The organism is Olivibacter jilunii, from assembly GCF_900607235.1.
Taxonomy (GTDB): Bacteria; Bacteroidota; Bacteroidia; order Sphingobacteriales; family Sphingobacteriaceae; genus Olivibacter; species Olivibacter oleidegradans.
The window spans coordinates 279,016-296,468 of sequence record NZ_LR027849.1 but is presented as its reverse complement, the minus strand read 5'-3'; the positions used below and the strand labels follow the sequence as shown (position 1 = coordinate 296,468).

Genomic DNA, 17,453 nt, shown 5'->3' with positions numbered 1-17,453 from the left:
CATTTCTTCAAAAGCAAGCAAATGGAAGAAGAGAACCAACAAGCTGCACATTTTCTCGACCTGATAAAGAAATCACGGCAGGGAAAGTTCAAAGTGTATATAGGAATGAGCGCAGGCGTAGGCAAAACCTATAGAATGCTGCAGGAAGCACATATGCTACTTAGAAACGGCATAGATGTAAAGATCGCTTATGTAGAAACCCATAACCGTACGGAAACGCAAGCCTTGTTGGCAGGTTTACCGATTATCCAACGACGCAAACTATTTTACCGAGGCAAGGAACTAGAAGAATTAGATGTTCAGGGCGTACTAAATTTAAGGCCGGAAGTCGTCATCATTGATGAATTGGCACATACCAATATAGAAGGAAGCAAGAATGAAAAACGATGGCAAGATGTTTTGGAAATTATTGAATCCGGCATCAACGTCATCAGCGCTGTCAATATTCAGCATATTGAAAGCTTAAATGATGACATACGAAAAATTACAGGAATTGAAGTTAAAGAGCGTATTCCTGACAAAATTATCACATTAGCCGATGAGGTTGTCAACATTGATTTGACAGCGGACGAACTAATCGATCGCTTAAAAGAAGGAAAGATTTATACGGCAGACAAGATAGAAACCGCTTTACAGAATTTTTTTAGGAATGACCATATCCTTCAATTACGGGAGCTCGCATTAAAGGAAGTGGCGGGCCATGTCGAACGAAAAGTTGATGCCGTAGTGCCACCATTAGAGGCGTTGCGATCCGAGCGCTTCCTGGCCTGTATTAGTAGCAATGAACAAAAAGCGAAAACGGTCATCCGTAAAACGGCTAGGTTAGCCAGCTATTACAATGGACAATGGTATGTGCTCTATGTGCAAACGCCCAAAGAGGCTACCGTAAAAATACCTTTGGATAAACAACGTTATCTCATTAACAATTTGAAACTCGCAACAGAATTGGGCGGAACGGTATTGCAGATACAACATAAGAATGTACCGCTTGCTATCTCTGAATTAGCGATCAAGTACAAAGTAACCACAGTCTGTATCGGCAAACCGCGTCTCAATCTGTTTCGCATTATTTTAGCAACGGGTATCTTCAATCAATTATTAAGAAAATTATCTGACAATGATATCGATCTTATTATTTTATCTTGATCCTACTAAATTGTAACGTGTATACTTGTCTAACGAACGTCGCATATAGGAATGTTAAAAAAAACCGAATGAAAACGAAGACTAAACTTACCTTGGGAGTAGGACTTCTCTTTTTGTTGATCGTACTGCTTTCTGTCATTAGCATTTGGTACGTCAATGCATTAAAGAAGGACACAGAGAATATCTTAGTTGCCAATTATAAAACCTTGGCGTATTCGAGACAAATGTTGATCGCACTCGACGATATTCCCGAACGTGCAGGTTCATTGGATACCTTTCGATCAAATCTTGAAAAACAACTGGCTAATCTCACTGAACCGGGAGAAAGAGAAGCGACGAACAAACTAAAAGCGCATTTTAACGAGCTTATTCGCGACTCAGGAAAAAACGACGCCTATTATAAATTAATAAGACAAGATATAGGTGAGATCATGCGACTCAACATGAATGCCATCGCTCGCAAAAGCGATGCTGCTTCTCTAACCGCTGAAAATGCCAACATATGGATAGGTACTACCGGCGCCCTTTGTTTTATTATTGCTTTTACCTTGTTAATAAATTTACCTGGCAACATTGCCAATCCAATTCGGGAGCTCACCAATAGCATTAGAGAAATTACTGCCCATAACTACCATCAGCGGGTGCATTTTGAAAGCAATAACGAATTTGGGGAGCTGGCTCATTCCTTCAATATCATGGCAGAAAAGTTAGAAGAATACGCCGGGAGCAACCTGTCGCGACTTCTAATGGAAAAGAAGCGGATAGAAACGTTGATTAACAATATGCACGATCCGGTTATCGGTTTGGATGAAAATCAGGTAGTGATCTTTACAAACAATGAGGCCTTACAAATAGTAGGTTTTAAGAAAGAAGAAGTTATAGGAAAAAAAATAATCGAGCTTGCGTTGTATAACGACCTCTTACGTCTACTCGCAAAAGATTTAAACCTTCAAGAGACGAAGCCAACCAAAAAAGAACCCATCAAGATTTTTGCAGATGGCAAGGAGAGCTTCTTCGAAAAGGAACATATCCCAATAAATATCGTCCCTACGGGCGAAACTAGACCGCAGTTTATCGGCCATGTGATTATGCTTAAGAATATCACTCCGTTTAGAGAACTTGATTTGGCTAAAACTAATTTTATTGCAACAGTTTCCCATGAATTGAAGACGCCCATTTCATCAATCAAGATGAGTTTAGAACTGCTGAACAACAAACTTACCGGGTCATTAAATAACGAACAACAGCAGTTGGTAGCCGGAATTGCGGAAGATAGTAATCGGTTATTACTGATAACCGGTGAGCTCTTAAATATGTCGCAAGTGGAAACGGGAAATATACAATTGAACCTTCGGCAAAGCAAACCTGAAGAGATTCTTCATTATGCATTGTCAGCAGTACAAACTGCCGCCGATCATAAAATGATCCACTTCGATCTGCAAGTAGAAGATCCATTACCGAACGTGAAAGTAGATCCCGAAAAAACAGCGTGGGTCCTGACAAATTTTTTAAGCAATGCCATTCGTTACTCGCCCGAACAGGGCACCATTATTATTTCAATCCGTTTGGAGGCTAAGGTGTTACGCTTCAGTGTAAAGGATAATGGCAGAGGCATTGACGAGCGGTATACGCAACGCATTTTTGAGCGCTATTTTCAAATTCCCGGTAGTAATCGCTCGGGCTCGGGTTTAGGCTTAGCAATTAGCAAAGAGTTTATAGAAGCACAGGGAGGTGAAATCGGTGTTGAAAGTGCGCTTGGTATTGGCAGCACTTTTTATTTCAGTTTTCCGGTTTAGTGGCGTAACATTCGTTATATTGGCCTATCTAATCTGTTCATTTAATACTACTATGCAATGACAGGAAAGAGAATCGTTATCGTGGGTGCAAGTTCCGGCATTGGCAGCGTTTTAGCAACGCTTTTAGCGGCCAAGGGCAATGCTCTCGGTATTACCGGAAGACGTGGTGCATTGTTGTATGAATTAAAAAACAAGTATCCGGGCAATATTTATGTCTCTTCATTTGACATTCAAGAAACCCACACCTGCCCTGGGTATCTCGAAGAATTAGTGCAGCAGATGGGCGGCCTGGATCTGTTAATTATAAGTGCAGGAAACGGAGAAGTGAATGAGGCGCTTGATTTTTCTGTGGAAAATGAAATGATAGCACTTAATGTGTGTGGCTTCACCTGTGTGGCCGATTGGGCTTTCAATTATTTCCTTCAACAAGGTTACGGGCATCTGGTCGCCATCACCTCCCTTGCAGGCTTACGAGGTAGCAGACAGGCCCCCGCTTATAGTGCTACTAAAGCTTACCAAATTCGGTACTTAGAAAGTCTTCGCCAAAAAGCTTTTCATTTGCAAAAAGAGATTATTGTTACTGATATTTGCCCGGGCTTTGTAGACACGCCTATGGCCAAATCGCCCGTTAAATTTTGGGTAGCCCCTGTCGAAAAAGCAGCGAAGCAGATCGTCCAAGCGATTGACAGAAGGAAGAACACGGCGTACATAACCCGTCGATGGCAAATTATTGCATGGATATACCGTTATTTACCCGACTTTATACATAAGCGTTTGTAATTTTCTATATTAAGTAGACCCAATTAAAATTATTGTATTTGGTTTCAGTCACTTAGTGGTTGCGCAGCAAATATCATTTGACAAATTGAAACTTAGGACTATATTTGCAGCGCATTCAAGTTGATACCAACATCGGGGTGTAGCGTAGCCCGGTATCGCGCCACATTTGGGATGTGGAGGTCGTAGGTTCGAATCCTGCCACCCCGACAGCTAAAAAGCTCTTGCGAAAGCAAGGGCTTTCGTTGTTTATAACGAACCGAGTTTACTCGGGTGAGTAAATAAACAACGAAAGCCAAAGCACGGAGTGCGAAGCTTTTTGGCTGTCATCCCCCCAACTCAGGATCACCGAGCGGAGCGAGGTAATCCTAAATCGGGCTTGCTCGAACACACTGTAAAACAACGAAAGCCCAAGCACGGAGTGCGAAGCTTTTTGGCTGTCATCTCCCCAATTCAGGATCACCGAGCGGAGCGAGGTAATCCTGCAGCGAACCAAGCCTGCTTGAGTGAGCTATAAACCACAATGCCCAAGCACGGAGTGCGAAGCTTTTTGGCTGTCATCTCCCCAACTCAGGATCACCGAGCGGAGCGAGGTAATCCTGCAGCGAACCAAGCCTGCTTGAGTGAGCTATAAACCACAATGCCAAAGCACGGAGTGCGAAGCTTTTTGGCTGTCATCCCCCCAACTCAGGATCACCGAGCGGAGCGAGGTAATCCTAAATCGGGCTTGCTCGAACACACTGTAAAACAACGAAAGCCCAAGCACGGAGTGCGAAGCTTTTTGGCTGTCATCTCCCCAATTCAGGATCACCGAGCGGAGCGAGGTAATCCTGCAGCGAACCAAGCCTGCTTGAGTGAGCTATAAACCACAATGCCCAAGCACGGAGTGCGAAGCTTTTTAGCTGTCATCCTCCCCTTTTCAGGATCACCGAGCGGAGCGAAGTCCTCTTTCAAAAGACCATGTCTCTACAAACACACCACGAACTTTTAAAATAATTTCTTTTTTTCCATTTTATTTTTACTTTTGCATAACTAGTATAGACTAGTACAGAATAGAACACGCTAACCTATACAATGATAAAAGTATAATACTGATGTAATGTACCTACAATGAACCTAATGTCGCAGTGGGCGTAAAGGACCCCTATTTACAAATTATAAAACCTGTTAAAAATCATGATTCTAACTTTAAAAAGATGGTATTGTGCTATAGCAAGCACAAAAGCAGCGTTCGCTTTCAGTTTGCTGCTTTTATTTGGAACTGCAACTTCGGCACAACAAATGACAATGACCGGAAGCATCTTGGACAGTCTAACCCGCGAAAGCCTACCGGGTGTTTCCATTAAGGTAAAAGGCAGTACAAATGGCACAGCATCAAACGCGAACGGGCAGTATTCCATCACTGTAGCTCCAGATGCTATTCTCGTAATTACGTATATTGGTTATCAACCTAAGGAATTACGTGTTTCAAATGCGGTTTCCGACATCTTACTTCAACCGCAAGGGTTTGAGCTGGAAGATGTCGTTGTTGTCGGAACCCGAATAAAGAAGAGCGATCTTACCGGAGCCATTGGATCGATCAGTGAAAAACAACTAAAGGAAATTCCAACAACCGATCTTACAACTGCCATGCAAGGAAAAGTGCCCGGTTTATATATTGCCCGTTCCAATGCCACACCGGGAGAAGATGTAACGATCAAAGTGCGCGGTACCAACTCAATCTCTTACGGTACCAATCCCGTTTATGTAATTGATGGTATTGTAGCGGAAGAAGGTATTCGAATGATCAATCCGGATGACATTGCGTCCATAGAAGTTTTAAAAGATGCCTCGTCTACCGCTTTATACGGATCAAAGGCATCAAATGGTGTCATTGTCATAACTACAAAAAGGGGGCAGCAAGGGGAAGGAAAAGTTAGTTACAGCGGTTTTGCTACCATAAGCAACTATCAGAATCGCATCAAATTATTGGATGCCCGTCAAATGTATGATCTACGTATAGACGCTTACGCAAATGCCTATATGGATGAAAATCCGAATGCTGATCGCCAAGCTTATATTGATAATTTCTTAACAAAAACAGATATAGCAGGCGCAATCTTTTCTCCGGAAGAATTATACAATGGCCAGAACAACATTACCAGTGATTGGCTCGATGCTATTACACGAACCGGCCTGGAACAGAACCACTCATTAAATTTTTCCGGTGGCGATAATAAATCGAACTACTTTTTGGGATTTTCATATTCGGATAATAAGGGTGTGCTTGATGTATCTCGTTACAAACGGATTAGTGGCCGTTTCAATTATGAGCGACAAATCAAGTCGTGGTTAAAGGTGGGTACCAATACGAGTATTTCGCGCGGAGATAAAAATCGCTTGGATGCAAACGCTTATTCCACCGCCTTAATGGCCAATCCTATGCAAACGATTGATACCGATCGGTTGTATATGGCTTTCCAAGGCGTATCACAGATGGGAAATTACAATCCTATATTAACGAAAGATTTGCTTAGTGAGGAAATACATAGCCGGATTTTAACAACCAATTTTTTAGAGGCCAAGCCCGTGGAAGGGCTCAATGTACGCACATCCTTATCCGCAGATATTTATAATAAACAAGATAACAGTTATATTCCGAGCAATATCGGTCAATCCATGCGCGACAATTACAATGGAAGGGGTTGGCAATGGCGTGGAGTTACGGAGTACTGGCAATGGGATAATTCGATCAGCTACGATAAGTCCTTTGGCAAGAACCGTCTTTTTGGATTAATTAGCACAAGTATGTCAAAAACGCGAACCAATGCCATTGATATGACCGGTTATAACTACCCTACTGACATATTGGGTTATAAAGGTATGGGATTGGCCAGCGACCGCGAACGTAATACTATCAACTCCGATTATGTAACCAACACCCTGGCTTCCATTATCGCTCGGATCAATTACTCATATGATGGCAAATACTTGTTAACTGCAACAGTGCGCCGCGATGGAAGTTCGCGATTTGGAGATGGAAACAAATGGGGCACCTTTCCTTCCCTATCGCTCGGTTGGAATATGCGAGAAGAAAGCTTTCTAAAAAATGCAAGCTGGTTGGATCAATTGAAATTGCGAGCGGGTTTTGGCTTGCTGGGAAACCAAAATATACCAAACTACACTTATATGACCATCTACCAACCTGCTTATTCGAACGGCGTTGTCGGATTCGCTCCGGAAGATAACCGATTCGGTAATCCAGCCTTAAGATGGGAAAAACAAAAACAATACAATGCAGGTTTCGACCTGAGCATTTTAAACAATAGGCTATCCTTCACCGGTGATGTGTTTTATATGCGGAATACGGATCTGCTAATGCGTATGGCCCTTTGGCCGTCGTTCGGTTACGATTATCAAATTGCTAATGTAGGAGAGCTAGCTAACAAAGGTTTGGAATTCAGTTTTAATGCCTTAGTTATCAACTCCAAAGATTTTCAGTGGCGTATCTCAGGTAATATTGCACACGATAAAAATACCGTTAAAAAGTTGGTCAATGGTGTCAACGTATTATGGAACGGCGGTAACATTATGGCACGAGACGGTAATTTATTTGTTGGGCAGTCGCTTAACACCTTCTATACATTTAAGGCCGAAAAAATCGCTCAACAAATGGATATGGACCGCATTAACGGTATGACCTTTTATAACGGTTACATTGTACGGCCGGGAGATATTCTGCCAGCTGACCTAGACGGCGACGGAAAAATCACAGCCGAAAATGATATGGCAATCGTCGGCAAAGCAGATCCTAAATTTTATGGTGGCTTCAACACCAACATTGCTTATAAAAACCTGTCCCTCAACGCGGTATTCACCTATTCTTACGGGGCAAAAAAGTTTAATGGGCAATGGGATGCGTTAATGGACGGTTCTGCCAGCTTTACCCCTGCAAGTATCGATCAACTTAATCGTTGGACCCCTGAAAATACGGATACGGATGTCCCTAGAGCCTATCGCGGAAACAAATTTAATCGATTTGGATACGGCTCTACCGATTGGGCGATGTTAGATGCCTCTTTTATACGTTTAGCGGCATTGAACCTAACATATAATTTTCCCGGTAAATCAATAGGTCCTCTAAGCAATCTGAGTATTTATGCCTCTGGAAACAACCTCCTGCTCATCACCCCATACAAGGGGTACGATCCCGAAGCAGGTGAAGGCTATCCATTAACACGCAGTTTTACTTTGGGCGTTAATCTATCATTCTAATGCTTAGACCACTTAAATCTAAATACAACTCATTATGAAAAAGCACTTATTATATACCGGTATATTACTGGCAACGCTGTCTTTGCCTCTTAGCTCTTGCAACAAATTTTTGGATGTAAAACCTGAATCCAAAATTCAGGATGATGCCATTTTTGATAATATTGAGAATTTAAACGGCTATATCCTGGGGCTTTACAAGGATTGGCGCGACTCGCACAAAAATCGGATCGAACTATATGCAGGCACTGATGAAGCCAACATGGGAGGCATACAATGGCGGGATAATAATTTTCGCAAAGGATTAGAAACTTACCTTGATGGTATGAACAGTACCAATGGTGGTATACTCGATGTATGGAAAAGTCGATTCCGTATCGTAGCGCGTGCGTCTAGCGCGATATCCGCCTTAAGCCCGAATGAAAGTAGTCAAGATAACGCTTTCAATCTCCGTTTAGGTGAAGCCTGTTTTTTACGAGCTGTCAATAATTTCGAGCTCGTACAGATGTTTGGTGCTATCCCCCTCACCGGAACAGATATGGGCGGAAAACGACAATCAATTGATTTAGTTTATAAGTCCATAGAAAGCGATTTACAAAAGGCCATTCAGTATTTGCCTGATCCGGCGGATCCTAATTATACCGATTTAAGAAGAGCTACACGTGCCATAGCACAAGCGATACTCGGCAAAGTTTACCTTTATGCGCCGGAATCCTCCGGTTTCAGAGACTATACAAAAGCCGCAGAACAATTTGAAAAAGTCTATAACAATCCCTACTTTGGTGGTACAGGAGCAATCAATTATAGTACGATTTATGATGCCCATCAGCAGAATTCGACCGATTATAAAAGAGAAATGGTGTATGCTTTCCAATTCAGTAATGTGAGCGGCGATATGAATAGCATACAATGGGATATGGGTTCAAGACCGGTAGCGAGTATGACGGCCGTAGAGGCAACCGCTTTATTTGCAGGCTTTGATGGAACCATGCCAAGTGAATACTGTTATAAGCTACGATCGGAAGGAGGTGTATGGGAAGAAGGCGATGTGAGACGAGCCGAGAGTATACGATATGATTTTACCTGGGATGGCAAAAAACCATCATTAACGGGCTATGTTTGGGGCGATGAGCTTGATCCCCATGTAAAAAAATATGAAGACACACGCACGGTAGAGCAAGGCCTCAGCTCCTACTATAGCGGCAAGAATGTCCCATTCGTTCGCTTTAGCGATGTTGCGTTATGTTATGCTGAATGCTTATACAAGATAGGCAGACAAGGAGAAGCTATAGAACTAATCAATAACGTCGTCCGTAAAAGAGCTTTCGGAGGTAACCTTCCGACAGACAAAAGATGGGGCATGATGGGCGAAGAAGAGTTTATGAAAAACCTGATGGATGAGCGGATGCGCGAACTCTGTTTTGAAGGCTGGCGCAAATTCGATTTATTACGCACTGGATTGCTAAAGCAATACGTACAGGAAAGAAATCGTTGGGTTTCGGGTATGTATAAAGGAAACAGAATCAGCGAACCGGTGACCATACCGGATTTTCGCCTTGTTTGGCCAATACCTTTAGATGAACTTCGACAAAATCCGGATTTATCAGAAAGCGACCAAAATTCAGGGTATTAATATAGCAAACAGACCATATGCAAATCATAAAGTATTTATATAGCTTCAGCTTCGCTGCTTTATCATTCTTTTTTACGACAACAAATGTGGTGGCTCAAACCACAGCAGATTACGTTGTCCCGTTTGGCGGAGAGAATGAACTGATTATTCATAGAAAATCGGGGTCATTCTCCATAAAATATAAGAGCACAGCTATTATAAACGAAGCTGGAATTTCTTTTCTAGCCAACCAGAAGAAATACACTAACACCGATTACAGTAACTACGAAATACAACAACAGCAAATAAAAGACGAATTGGGGAAAGGTGTTCAGATTAAACTTACCGCAAAAGCACCGGGGCAACCAACGGTCAACCATTATTTCTACTGCTATCCAAACCGGGAATTTATTTTGACGCAATTGGAAATAATGGACCAACAATTATTGACTTCCAACCAGCTCATACCCTTATATAGCAAGCATGCACAGCTCCTACACGGTGAAGATGTTAGAACGCTATTCGTACCTTTTGATAACGATACATTTATCTCTTACGACGCAAAACCTATCAGCTTGAATGCACAAACAAGTGCAGAAATAGGCGTTGTGTTTGATAATCAATCTCGTCACGGATTGGTTGTTGGATCCTTAAACCATATGAACTGGAAAACCGGCGTGAAAACTGCCGGTCAAAAAGCCTCTATTCATGAACTCGAAATATGTGCTGGTTACAGCGACGTAAAGGTGACCAGAGATTCCATGGCGCACGGAGCAATCAGTGGCAAAACGATACAATCGCCGAAAATTTTCGTTGGTTATTTTTCGGATTGGCGAGATGGCCTGGAAATTTACGCAAAAGCAGGTCGATCGGTTGAAGCGCCCTATATTAAACCTTGGGCCAAAGCTACACCCGTTGGTTGGAATAGCTGGGGCGTTATCAAGGAACATCTCAGCTACGAACAGGCGACCCGTGTAGTTGATTTTTTTGACAAAAAAATTCCATTCTTTAGAAATAATGATCAAACCGCCTTTATCGATCTCGACTCTTTTTGGGATAATATGGTGGAGGGTGGATTCTCCGGTGATTTTTCCCAATTAAAGGAATTCGTTGCTTATTGCAAAAAAAGAGCGCTGGAGCCCGGGGTTTATTGGGCACCATTCACCGACTGGGGCTTTAGAGGAGATTCTAACAGGGTAGCGGAGGGGGGTAACTATAAATTTTCAGACATGTGGACGAAAACCACTAAAGGTTACCACGACCTCGATGGCGGCAGAGCACTTGATCCCACCCATCCCGGCACACAAGCCCGAATCGCTTATGTTATTAACAAACTTAAGGAGTGCGGATTTAAGATGATAAAAATCGACTTCCTCGCACATGCCGCAGCTGAGTCCAGTGGTTTTTTCGATAGCACAATAAGCACCGGTATGCAGGCATATCGAGTTGGAATGGAATGTCTATCAAACCATCTAGCTAACAGCATGTTGGTATATGCAGCCATCTCCCCTTCTTTAGCAACAGCGCGCTATGCGCATATGAGACGCATAGCCTGCGATGCTTGGAAAAGTATTAAAGATACGGAATACACGTTAAACAGCGTCAATTATGGCTGGTGGCAGACTTATCAATACGATTATATCGATGCAGATCATTTGGTTTTCGAACAGGAGAGCGAAGGGGCTAATCGTGCACGCCTAATCGCTGGTTTAATTACAGGTTCGGTTATTTTAGGTGATGATTATTCAAAGCCTGCGCATTGGCAACAACGGATCATAAAATGGCTCCAAAGTGCTGAAATTAAATCAATCATACAATCCGGGAAAGCCTTTCGTCCGGTAGAAGGGAACACTGGGACAAAAACCAATCCCCTATTTATCCGCTCTGATCAGGCCGGTACCTACCTTGCCGTATTTAACTTCGACACCGAGGCTACAACTATTCATCTCGACACGGAGCGGGTTGGTTTAAACCCCAATAAGACCTACGTATTTAAAGAGGTATTAAGTGGCCAAGAAATGAAACTAAACAAGCAGATGGACATCGCATTTGAAAAAGAAGGTGCTTATCTTTACAAAATCAGTGCTAAGTAAATACTAAATGATACAAAATATGCCTTCCAATCGGTCACCTATTTTTGAAAAAATACATTCATTAGAAAAAATTCAATCGCTTTCGAAGCATGAAAAGCTCATTCAAGGTGTTTTGGATGCTATTGATGACGAATGTCTATATGCAAACGATCCATTACCTTCTGTTAATACAATGGTAAAAGAGCTGGGCTACGCGCGTGAGACAATTGTGAAAGCTTATAAAGAACTGATTGAGCGGGGGGTTATTGCCTCGAAGAACCGGAAGGGTTATTTTGTAATCAGTAAAAACACCAAACAAAAGCAGAAGATCGCCTTATTGATGTACGCTTTTGACACCTTTCAAGAAACTTTATACCAACATTTAAAGATCAACCTGGGCGATGATGCCCAAGTTGATCTTTATTTTCACCATAACAATCCGGATGTGTTTGAAGCCATTTTTCATCGCATTGTTGGGCATTACGGCTTATACATCATTGCCCCTATTCCGTCTGAACGGATTAAAGAGCTTTTGTTGAGTATCCCTCCCTTTAAATTGCTGATCATCGACCGCCTTATTTCGCTGGGAAAAGACTATTCTTATATCGTACAAGAGTTTCAACACACCTCTTATCGCATATTTAAACAACTGGAAAGCAAGTTATCGACTTATGAGGAGGTTATTTTCTTCTTTAGAAAGGACACCGCCGAACCGCAGGATATTTTGAAGTCTTTTAAAAAATTCTTAAAGGAGACCGGAATCAAGGGTAAAGTCGAAACCAGCTATAAACCGGGTACGATACAGAAAAATAAAGTATATTTTACGATCCATAATCCTGAACTGTACGCGATCCTTAAAGACGTAATGGACAAGAGATGGGAACTGGGGAAAGACTTGGGGGTGTTGGCACATAATGACGATGTGATTAAGGAGATCTTGGCAGGAGGTATCACAACATTTTCAACGGATTTTAAGAAAATGGGCGAACTTGCTGCTACTTATGCTAAAGATCGTGAACAGATTCAACTTGTTATTGAAACGGAATTATATCAAAGAAAGTCATTGTAAATAATGGAGGCCTTTGTCAGCTTTGGACTATGCACCTTATTGATTGCTTTTATTTCATGGTATAAAACGAAATCAACTAATTTACGGACTGTAAAAGGACTCTTACTTGCAGGAAAAAACAATGGTTATTTGATCGTTGCAAGTTCATTGATTCTCACCAATCTTAGCGCGAATCAATTTATCGGCGAGAATGAGTCGGTATACCTAAATAACCTATCTGTTATGGCATGGGGTATTACCTCTGTAGTTGCCATGCTCCTGGTATCTGAGTACTTTCTTCCCATCTATTTTAAAGGAGGAATGATTACGACGCCGGATTTTCTAGCAAAGCGTTATGACGAGGATACAAAGCGACTTGTTTCCATTATCTTTCTTTTGAGCTATACGGTGAATTTGCTACCACCGGTATTATATGGTGGTGCGGTGGCATTAACAGGGATGTTTCATCTCCCAAGCTTATGGGGAATCAGTTATTGGCAATCTATATGGCTTTTGGTATGGCTTTTGGGTTTAATAGGAAGTGCTTACACTATTTTAGGAGGATTACGAGCCATCACCATATCGGACACGCTTTTAGGCATAGGCTTGTTGTTGCTTGCTATTGTACTACCTTTCTATGGACTTCGTTATTTAGGCAAGGGCGACCTCGCACTTGGTTTAACGCTTCTTTTAAGCAAACACACGAGCCATTTAAATGCTATCGGCACGGCTCAAGATGCCGTTCCTTTCAGCACAATCTTTACAGGAATGTTATTGGTCAATCTTTATTATTGGGGAATCGAGCAATACATTGTCCAACAAACCTTTGCTGCTAAAAATTTAAAAGAAGCTCAAAAAGGAATGGCACTCGCTGCATTGAGCAAATTATTTATGCCTCTTTTAATTAATCTGCCTGGCTTAATAGCCGTGCATTTATATGCAGGCGTTGAAAATACCGCATCAATTTTCCCCCAGGTAGCAGCAGATACGCTTCCTAATACACTATTGGGCATTACGACAGCACTTGTTTTCGGTGCAGCGATAACTACCTATAATGCAGGATTACATGGAAGCAGCACGCTTTTTGTTATGAATCTTTATTTACCCTATTTAGAAAAAAAACATAAAACACCTACAGAAACTCAATTAGTAAGAACTGCCAAACGTTTTGAATTGCTATTATCGATGATCGCGATGATAGCCGCTCCCTTTATTCTCTTTGTTGACAGCGGATTCTATACCTATTTACAGCGAGTAGCGGGACTTTTCAGCATGCCTATTTTCACCATTATTGTTGTTGGCTTTATAAACCAAAAGGTCCCACCCATCGCTGCAAAAATCGGCTTGCTCTTTTTTATGGTTGCTTACTTTATATGCGAATATATCCTCGTATTGACGATACATTACCTACACATTCTAGCCATCCTCTTCTTACTTACAGTCTTCATCATGATCGCTATCAGCTTCTGTTATCCATCAAAAAACACGAAAGCGATTTCAATCAACCTCTCCCATAGCCTCGTCGTTCCATGGAAAAACCGGCACATTGTAAACGTTGTCTTACTCATCCTGATGGTATTGATTTATATCATCTTTTCTCCTTTCGTACTGGCATCCTGATTCCATGATTAAGCCATCAATTTAATCAACTGAATTGGGGTTACATAGTTGATGCTGAAGAGACAGATATTGCTTCGGAGTCAATTGCGTGAAGTGTTTAAAATCGTGTATTAACTGGCTCTGATCGTAGTAAGAACAGTGTTCTATCAGTTCAAACCAATTAATTTTTCCCTTCCTCTTTAGTTGTTGTTCCAGCCATTGAATCGCTTTAAGAAAACGATAATAACGATTCAACTCTTTGGCGCTATAGCCTAAGATTTTCTTATGTTTTAACTGCAAGTTCCGCTCAGTTTGCCTGGTTTCTCTAGCTATCTCTTGAATAGGATTGAGCCAGGTATGTGTTTCGTGAAAAGTCAACATGTGGGCAACATCCTGGTCATTTATACGAAGATAGGGTTCACAAAACGCCAGTAAGTACCGGATCCGTTCCTCATTGGATTTTGCCTGGAGTTTCAACGTCAGTTCCGCGAAGCAACTATCCGTTAATAAATCATCCGGATGCATAAAAAAATGATCGATTAGTGCTCTTCCAAAAAAACGATAAAAAGCATCGCCTTTGAAATTTATGACCAATAGTTCAGTGCCCGGAGCCAAGGTATAATCAAAGGCTCTTTTTATAGGGCCTAAGACAAGACAAGTATTTATAAAGCGTGCAACGGCTTCACCCACCGATAACGATACTTCTCCGCCAAAACAAAAAACAAGCACTGTCTGATAATTGGGTAACAGTGTTTTTGTAAGGGATTCGCTGCCTATGTTAGCGGCATAGTAAAAATGGCTAAAAACAGGTTGGAATTTTTCCGACACTTCTATCCGCTCACTGATATAATCAAGTCTTTCAGTCATTTAAGAAATGATCAATTAAAAAATTGGAACAACAAATACGAGTAAATATGCGTATTTTTCTAGCATATAATAAACAATATATGAAAGTATTTACTACAATTGGCTTGCTTGTGCTTTCAAACGCCTTTATGAATGTTGCCTGGTATGGTCATCTAAAATTTTTCGCCAAGTCGGAAGGCAACACGGCATGGTGGCTTATCATTTTAGTCAGCTGGGGTTTAGCGTTTTTCGAGTACTGCTTTCAAGTACCGGCTAATCGGATCGGTTTTGAACAAAATGGAGGTCCGTTCTCTTTGGTACAACTAAAAGTATTACAAGAGGTGATCACCTTGGTCATATTCATGTTATTCTCCGTTATTGCATTCAAGAATATCCATTTTACCGGCAATCATTTTATCGGTTTTGTATTTCTTGTACTAGCCGTTTACTTTATTTTCAAAAAGTAATAATTTATGCTTAGTTTTAAATGCTATTAGAACCCTGAATTATATTCAGACTCTTATCACATTTTATTTGTTGGAATAAATGAGGAACGTACTATCCAGACGATCCTTTACTAAAGGTCGTTTTGGACATATTTGCGGGGAGGAAGGCGGCGGCATCCATGCACTATCCAAACATCTATTTGCTGCAACCGGTGCCGGCAGCAGATCTTACGACTTGGAAAAATCTTGGAATATGGTTATCCCACTAAAACAAGCATAAGGCCTGTTAGATCTTGTATTGTTCAATCTTTCTGTATAATGTCGCAATACCAATATCGAGTAAACGAGCAGCTTCCGCTTTATTTCCGTGTGTAAAAGCCAATACTTTTTGAATATGCAGCTTCTCCATGCTTTCAAGCGAAAAATTCGAAGATACAGTTGTATGCTGCAATTCGGGATGACGAACTTCGTACGGTAAGCTATCAACATTCAATACCCCGCTTTCATCCAGGATGACGCTGCGTTCGATAACATTTTTTAGTTCCCGAATATTTCCTTTCCATGGATAATGTTCCAAAGCCTGCAGGTAAGTGTGGCTTAATTTGACGATTCGTTTATTCGTTTTCAGGGCAAAAACTTCAGCAAAATTATTGGCAAGCAAAGCGATATCCTGCTTCCTTTCTCTGAGTGGCGGTAAAAAAATAGTAAATACCGAAAGTCGATAATAAAGATCACTTCTGAAAGTCCCTTTTTCAATCTCGTCTTCCAACTGTCTATTCGTAGCGGCAACAATACGGACGTCTACTTTTGTCGGCTCTGTTTCTCCAATTTTTAAAAATTCTCCCATTTCTAAAACTCTTAACAATTTAGCCTGTAAGTCAACAGCCATCTCTCCTATTTCATCTAAAAATAACGTCCCGCCGTTTGCTTCCTCAAATAATCCCTTTTTATCTTTCAATGCACCTGTAAACGAACCCGCTTTATGACCAAAAAGTTCGCTTTCTAACAATTCTCTTCCAAAAGCAGCGCAGTTTAGAGCCACGAAGTTTCTCTTATTTCGATTACTGGCTTGATGGATTGCTTGTGCAAACACTTCCTTGCCTGTTCCTGTCTCGCCTAATAGCAAAACAGTTGTATCTCCCTGAGCTACTTTTTTACCCCAATTAATAGCATCTATAATGGCAGGCGATCTCCCAATAATACTATCAAAATTATATTTCTTTGCGACCTGCTTTTCCAGCTGCTGTACTCTTTTTGCAAGCTGAGCTTTTTCAAATGCACGATGTAACAGGGGTATAATCTTATTGTTATCATCTCCCTTAGTGATATAATCAAATGCACCATTTTTTATAGATTGTACACCGTCCGCAATATTCCCATAGGCTGTTAATAAAATAATTTCAGCAAAGGGCTGCTTTTCTTTGATACTTTCTATAAACTCCACCCCATTACCATCCGGCAATTTGACATCGCAAATCACTACATCAAACTCTTCACTTATGAGTTTTTTTCGAGCGCTTTTTAAACTATCTGCTTGTACAACTTCAAAACCTTCCAACGCAATAATGCGAGCCGTAAGCTGGCGGAGCTTTTCCTCGTCGTCAATTAATAATACATGCTTCACTTTCGAACAATTTAATTGGATACGGACAAATGGGATTGTCAGTTATCCTATCGAACAAACTTAGAGAAAATTGGACCATTCCCCAACATCCATAAGAATATTCGATTAAAATAGTAGTTCGCTGCTTTATCGGCACATGTGATGCGATCGTCGGGAAATCTATTCGGGATTGAGAGAAATCATTTTTATATACGATTGACAAGACATTAACGGGCATTGTCAGCATAAAAATGTTC

At 41.3% G+C, this 17,453-nt stretch carries 13 protein-coding genes and 1 tRNA gene; 12 read left to right on the top strand and 2 right to left on the bottom strand.

The features are described 5' to 3' along the window. Nucleotides 1–21 precede the first annotated feature (21 nt). The 10 genes from E0E36_RS07250 to E0E36_RS07205 all read left to right on the top strand — a co-directional run bounded on the left by E0E36_RS07250 (nucleotide 22) and on the right by E0E36_RS07205 (nucleotide 14,322). Entirely contained in the window at nucleotides 22–1,146 is a 1,125-nt protein-coding gene (locus tag E0E36_RS07250; RefSeq protein ID WP_013667494.1) for a sensor protein KdpD, read from the top strand. 68 nt (nucleotides 1,147–1,214) lie between these two features. Continuing rightward, nucleotides 1,215–2,942: a sensor histidine kinase gene (locus E0E36_RS07245; protein ID WP_130855369.1), complete on the top strand. Its 1,728-nt coding sequence runs from the start codon at nucleotides 1,215–1,217 to the stop codon at nucleotides 2,940–2,942. 57 nt (nucleotides 2,943–2,999) lie between these two features. Next, nucleotides 3,000–3,722 (top strand): SDR family NAD(P)-dependent oxidoreductase, encoded by a 723-nt coding sequence (locus E0E36_RS07240; protein ID WP_013667496.1) that lies wholly within the window; start codon nucleotides 3,000–3,002, stop codon nucleotides 3,720–3,722. Nucleotides 3,723–3,855: 133 nt separating this feature from the next. Further along, nucleotides 3,856–3,929 (top strand) — tRNA-Pro (locus E0E36_RS07235). Between the two features lie 430 nt (nucleotides 3,930–4,359). Then, nucleotides 4,360–4,584: a hypothetical protein gene (locus E0E36_RS07230; RefSeq protein WP_130855368.1), complete on the top strand. Its 225-nt coding sequence runs from the start codon at nucleotides 4,360–4,362 to the stop codon at nucleotides 4,582–4,584. Nucleotides 4,585–4,895: 311 nt separating this feature from the next. Next, on the top strand, nucleotides 4,896–7,973 hold the full coding sequence (locus E0E36_RS07225; RefSeq protein ID WP_130855367.1) for a SusC/RagA family TonB-linked outer membrane protein: 3,078 nt from the start codon (nucleotides 4,896–4,898) through the stop codon (nucleotides 7,971–7,973). A 34-nt stretch (nucleotides 7,974–8,007) separates the two neighbouring features. After that, the gene (locus E0E36_RS07220) at nucleotides 8,008–9,603 is read left to right on the top strand and encodes a RagB/SusD family nutrient uptake outer membrane protein (protein WP_130855366.1); all 1,596 of its coding nucleotides are present in this window, start codon (nucleotides 8,008–8,010) and stop codon (nucleotides 9,601–9,603) included. A 17-nt stretch (nucleotides 9,604–9,620) separates the two neighbouring features. Then, nucleotides 9,621–11,675 carry an alpha-amylase family protein gene (locus tag E0E36_RS07215; RefSeq protein ID WP_130855365.1) on the top strand — a complete coding sequence of 685 codons (2,055 nt, stop codon included), beginning with the start codon at nucleotides 9,621–9,623 and terminating at the stop codon, nucleotides 11,673–11,675. 7 nt (nucleotides 11,676–11,682) lie between these two features. Next, a complete protein-coding gene (locus tag E0E36_RS07210; RefSeq protein WP_242627157.1) occupies nucleotides 11,683–12,723 on the top strand; it encodes a GntR family transcriptional regulator in 1,041 nt (346 codons plus the stop codon). 3 nt (nucleotides 12,724–12,726) lie between these two features. Next, nucleotides 12,727–14,322 (top strand): solute:sodium symporter family transporter, encoded by a 1,596-nt coding sequence (locus E0E36_RS07205; RefSeq protein WP_013667501.1) that lies wholly within the window; start codon nucleotides 12,727–12,729, stop codon nucleotides 14,320–14,322. 21 nt (nucleotides 14,323–14,343) lie between these two features. Here the strand turns inward: E0E36_RS07205 and E0E36_RS07200 are convergent, their stop codons facing one another. Continuing rightward, nucleotides 14,344–15,168 carry a helix-turn-helix domain-containing protein gene (locus tag E0E36_RS07200; RefSeq protein ID WP_130855364.1) on the bottom strand — a complete coding sequence of 275 codons (825 nt, stop codon included), beginning with the start codon at nucleotides 15,166–15,168 and terminating at the stop codon, nucleotides 14,344–14,346. An 80-nt stretch (nucleotides 15,169–15,248) separates the two neighbouring features. Between E0E36_RS07200 and E0E36_RS07195 the strand changes: the two genes are divergently transcribed. Next, complete coding sequence (locus E0E36_RS07195) at nucleotides 15,249–15,614, top strand: DMT family protein (RefSeq protein WP_041388553.1); 366 nt, start codon at nucleotides 15,249–15,251, stop codon at nucleotides 15,612–15,614. A gap of 79 nt (nucleotides 15,615–15,693) precedes the next feature. Beyond that, nucleotides 15,694–15,873: a hypothetical protein gene (locus E0E36_RS07190; RefSeq protein ID WP_130855363.1), complete on the top strand. Its 180-nt coding sequence runs from the start codon at nucleotides 15,694–15,696 to the stop codon at nucleotides 15,871–15,873. A gap of 6 nt (nucleotides 15,874–15,879) precedes the next feature. Here E0E36_RS07190 and E0E36_RS07185 read toward each other — a convergent pair whose 3' ends face one another. Beyond that, nucleotides 15,880–17,217: a sigma-54-dependent transcriptional regulator gene (locus E0E36_RS07185; protein WP_130855362.1), complete on the bottom strand. Its 1,338-nt coding sequence runs from the start codon at nucleotides 17,215–17,217 to the stop codon at nucleotides 15,880–15,882. Nucleotides 17,218–17,453 lie beyond the last annotated feature (236 nt).